The organism is Vulcanococcus sp. Clear-D1 (genome assembly GCF_014654725.1).
Classification (GTDB): domain Bacteria; phylum Cyanobacteriota; class Cyanobacteriia; order PCC-6307; family Cyanobiaceae; genus Vulcanococcus.
Genome location: NZ_JACVZV010000021.1, coordinates 1 through 4,025, shown reverse-complemented (window position 1 = coordinate 4,025; position 4,025 = coordinate 1). Strand labels below are relative to the sequence as shown.

6 protein-coding genes and 1 pseudogene are annotated in these 4,025 nt (G+C 62.4%); 1 reads left to right on the top strand and 6 read right to left on the bottom strand.

Annotated features, from left to right (window positions below):
- Nucleotides 1-291 precede the first annotated feature (291 nt).
- The 3 genes and pseudogenes from H9532_RS09280 to mobQ all read right to left on the bottom strand — a co-directional run.
- The gene (locus H9532_RS09280) at nt 292-1,263 is read right to left on the bottom strand and encodes a DNA-primase RepB domain-containing protein (RefSeq protein WP_296367680.1); all 972 of its coding nucleotides are present in this window, start codon (nt 1,261-1,263) and stop codon (nt 292-294) included.
- Nucleotides 1,260-1,712, bottom strand: coding sequence for an IncQ-type mobilization protein MobB (locus tag H9532_RS09275; protein WP_296367678.1), 453 nt, complete (start codon nt 1,710-1,712; stop codon nt 1,260-1,262). The genes H9532_RS09280 and H9532_RS09275 overlap by 4 nt, the downstream gene beginning before the upstream one ends.
- A 166-nt stretch (nt 1,713-1,878) precedes the next feature.
- Nucleotides 1,879-2,457: pseudogene (mobQ, locus tag H9532_RS16035) on the bottom strand (MobQ family relaxase); the annotation flags it as partial.
- 132 nt (nt 2,458-2,589) lie between these two features.
- Here mobQ and H9532_RS09265 point away from each other — a divergent pair.
- Complete coding sequence (locus H9532_RS09265) at nt 2,590-2,901, top strand: mobilization protein (protein WP_296367674.1); 312 nt, start codon at nt 2,590-2,592, stop codon at nt 2,899-2,901.
- On the opposite strand, the gene H9532_RS09260 is transcribed toward H9532_RS09265, so the two are convergent.
- From H9532_RS09260 to H9532_RS09250, 3 genes are all read right to left on the bottom strand, one after another.
- On the bottom strand, nt 2,898-3,092 hold the full coding sequence (locus tag H9532_RS09260) for a hypothetical protein (RefSeq protein WP_296367673.1): 195 nt from the start codon (nt 3,090-3,092) through the stop codon (nt 2,898-2,900). The two genes, H9532_RS09265 and H9532_RS09260, sit on opposite strands and share 4 nt — an antisense overlap.
- Nucleotides 3,076-3,792: a replication initiation protein gene (locus tag H9532_RS09255; RefSeq protein WP_296367672.1), complete on the bottom strand. Its 717-nt coding sequence runs from the start codon at nt 3,790-3,792 to the stop codon at nt 3,076-3,078. Before H9532_RS09255 ends, H9532_RS09260 begins: the two co-directional genes overlap by 17 nt.
- 2 nt (nt 3,793-3,794) lie before the next feature.
- The coding region (locus H9532_RS09250) for a hypothetical protein (protein WP_296367671.1) at nt 3,795-4,025 on the bottom strand (231 nt) is incomplete at its 5' end.

Below are 4,025 nucleotides of genomic sequence, written 5' to 3'. Positions count from 1 at the left end.
CGGTACCGGAAAAAAGGGAGGTAAACCGGAAAAAAGGGAGAGTTAACCGGAAAAAAGGGAGAGTTCAGCCTCGCGCATAATGCGCACGCGCGCGAAAAAACAAGAAAAAACTATAAAAAAACCGGGGTGAAGCCCTTCGGCCTTGCCTCGATCTGTGGGCAACTGGATACCGTCGCAGCATCCGCTGTCATACCGTTCCAGCGTATGCGGTGGCATTGCGTCGCGCCTGTCCTCTACACACCGCCCCCGGCTTCGCCAGTGGGAGAAAGGCGGCTACGCCGCAAAACAGCCCTACATGCCCATGCTTGGGCCGCTGTCCCTCTCGCGCCTGTAGCTGCGCTGGGCTTCCTTGGCCTGCTCCTGCTGCCACTCGGCCACCTTGGGCGAAGCCATGACCGCCTTGACCGTGCGGGCCACGTAGTCGGCCTCATGGCCTGCCTTGCGGGTCGGTAGCTCCGGGCTGGCCTGCTCAATGGCCTGCCCGATCTGCTCGGGCTTGAAGCCACGGCGCACCATGTCCACGCCGATCATGTAATCGGCTTTGGACACGTCCATGGACGCGCCAAAACGCGCATAGAGCGCTTTTAGGCCGTGGCGGTAGGTCTGGATAGGGTCGCGCCCGTTCGTGCGCTCTGGGGCCGTTTGCGCGGCTTCTGCGCGGCTTTCTCGCTCGGCCTTGGCCTCCCGGTCTAGAACCCGCTGCGCGGCCTGCTGCACCAGTGCAAGGCCAGCCGGTGCCACCTTGCCGCCGCTCTCATGGGCCAGCACGTAGGGACTGCGCCCGTTGGCGTCCTTGTGCTTGGGCTTGGCATTGGTCAGGCCCGCCAGCCGCCCAAAGTGCCGCCAGTCGGCGCTGTTGGGGTCGCCGCCGTACTCCTTGGCCAACATCGTGGCCACCTCGGTGGCCAGCTTCGGCTCAAGGCGCTTGTCATGCACCCGCACCCATGCCTGAAAGTTGTCCGGGCTGGTCTCGATCACGCTGGCCGGGGTCATGCCTGCGGCCTGCATCCGGGCCAACTGGCCCCGGTTGAGGTCGTCCACCAACACCACGCCCGCATTGGTTTCGCCTGCGGGCCTGACGTACACGTCCGCGCCTTTGGCGTTCTCTCGCTTGAGCCAGGCCATGGCCTGCAAGGTCTCAGCCTTTGACCAGGTGCGGGTGAGCATTCGGCCCGCCTGGTCGCGGATGCCCACCTCGAAGGTGTCCACGCCCATCGCATCGAGCTGGCGGCGTGCGGCCAGATAGCTGCGGTCGGGCTTCATCGGCGCTTGAGCGCGTCCACGATCGCGGGCTTCAGGTACTCCGCCACCGCCTTCGCGTCCAGTGAGTTCTGCACCTGTGGCGCTGGTGCCAGCCAAAGCCACAACCCTATCGACAGCGCCGCTGCGAGGATGGCCGACACGCCCGCCACGGTCGCCAGCGTCAGGAACTGGCCGCGCTGCGCCTGCTGCACCTCCCCGGCTGTCTGCTTGAGGCTGGCCGTGGCCTGCTGCAACGCCTTGACGTGCTGCGCCACGGTCTTGGCCGCTGCCTCCACTTCGTTCGCTGCGCTCAGTTGCTGGCTGCTCCATTCGCGGGCCTGCTGCAAGCTGGCCGCCTCCACGTTCTTGATGCTGGCTTGCGCTTGATCGGCCAGTGTCGCCAAGCTCACGGCCAGCGGTTCCAGTTCTTCCGCGATCTGCTCCACGTTCCGGGCCTGCCGGAGCTTCATGATTGCGCTCATTGCGTGCTGCCTCCAAGTCTGATTGCAAGGCCGCGATAGCCTCGTTTTTCGATTCGATGGCGAGCGCCTGCCCGCCTATCTCGGTTTTGATGCCGCGCCGCTCCATCTCTGGCACCTTCGGGCCGATGTGGATTTGCGGGATTCGGTCGATGCCCTGCTCTGCAAGTGTGCGGTGGTCAATCCGCACGCTGTGCCCTGCCCTCTCCAAAGCCTGATTGGTCTGCACCTCCCACGCTTCGCGCCAGTTCTGCAAAAGCGCCTTGTCGTTCCAACTGCGGTTCTTCTGGCCGAATCCATCCGGGCCAATGTCGCGCATGGTGAGCAAGATGTGGGCGTGCGGGTTCTCGCCCTTGGCGTGGTGAATGGCAATGTCGGCCACCATGCCCACATCCACGAACTGGCTACGGGCAAAGCCGCGCACTAGCTCGCGCTGCTGGTCTAGGGTTAGCTCGGTGGGGAGTGCCACCTCCACCTCGCGGGCTACCTGCGAATCCTTGCGCTTCTCGGAATGCTCTACGGCATTCCAGAGCTTGGCCCGGTCGTGCGCCCACTCGGGCGCATTGGCCGGGGCCATGATCTCGCTGTGGTCGATGCCGCGCTTCTTGCCGTAATCGAACACCAGCCCGGTGCGCTCATCGGTGATAGTTTCACCAGCCCGATAAGCCGCCGCCCCGGTCGCACTGCGTCCGGTGGCTCGGCTGATTGGCTTTGCGGATAGGTGATAGATCGCCATCCGCTGCATTTTAGCCTCGCAGAGCGCACACGTCACGCAGTGACGTATAAGTGCGCCCTTTATGACCGGGAGGACCACCGTTGGCACGCCACCGCCGCGCTGCTAAAATGCCGCCATCCAAAGGAGAACGGCATGGCGACAAAAGAGGAACGATTGAAGGCGCTGGAGCAAAAGCAAGCGCAAATCAAGGCGCAGATTCAGGCGCTCAAGGCACGCGACACGGCACAAGACCGCAAAGACGACACGCGCCGGAAGGTGCTACTCGGCGGCTTCGTGCTGGCGCAGATGAAAAAGAAGGGCATCGGCTACAACCAGATGACCTATGAAGATGCGCGATTCATTGACACGCTGAACAACGACCGAGACCGGGCGCTGTTCGGCTTGGCGGCGAAGCCCGCCCTTTCTCCCGCTGGCGAAGCCGGGGGCGCTGTGTCGAACGGCTAAGCCATGTAGCCCGCGAACCAGTCGCCAAGAAATGGCGCTGCCTGTTCGCGGCATTCTTCCTCGGTGGTGAATCCGTCTTTGCCGGATTCGACCACTTCACCCGTTGAGGTTCGGATAATTTGCCAGTACCAAAGCCCATCTTCGACGGGCTTCCATTGAACCTCTAGGGTGTACTCAAGCGGTTTGTTCATTGAACAGGCTCCCTTGTGGATTGCGCATGAAGGTGAAGCGAACGGCCTTCACTTTTCGGCCTGCTTTGACTGGATGCCACTGAATCAGCCAGCCGTCTTTTTCGGTGAGTTCCTTCACCGCTGGCTCGATGATCTTGGTTCGCACCTTGGCGAAGTCTGCGGCTTGCTTTTCGGTGGCCTCCATCGATGCGCAAAAGTCCTCAATGGTGTATTCGGCCATGCCGGTGGACTGAAAGCGTGTGAGTAGCTCCAGCAGCTTCCACGAGTAGGCCGAGCGCAAGGCACTGGCCTGCTGGAGTTGGTAGGTCGTGAACTGCGCTTTGAGGCCGACCAGATGGCGCAGCAGATCCGGCCACCACGCCAGCTCGACCCAGCCCTCGCCCTTCTGGTACTTCACCGACCCCACCCAGCGCATTTGCACCATCGTGGGCGGCAGCGGCTTGCCGTTGCGTTTGTGGGCCGGTTCGTAGAACGTGATGGAGCGCTTGTAGAGCTGCTTTGCAGCGGCCTGCAACTGGTCATAGGCCGTGTCCATGTCCACCGAGAAGGTTTCGGCGTACTCCATCGCAGTGATGCGAGTGCGCGGCACTTCACCGGGCGGCAGCACGCGCCGGCTGTCCAGCTTGGACACCGCCGAGGCCACGATGCGTTTTTCGGCCAGCGTCAGGCCGTGAGCGCCCCGCGTGAGCGCGTTGCTCATCGTCACCCAGCGCTCACCCGCTGGACGGTCAAGATCGCCAGCTTGGTAGCCCTCTGCGCGGTGCTTTGTTTGTGCTGAAACTTGTCCCATATCTCCCGCCTTTCCGGTAAATCGACCGTGAAACTTATGCGGGAGAATACACCAATTCGCCCGCGTTTTACACAAGGGAGAATGTGGACGGTACCGGAAAAAAGGGAGGTAAACCGGAAAAAAGGGAGAGTTAACCGGAAAAA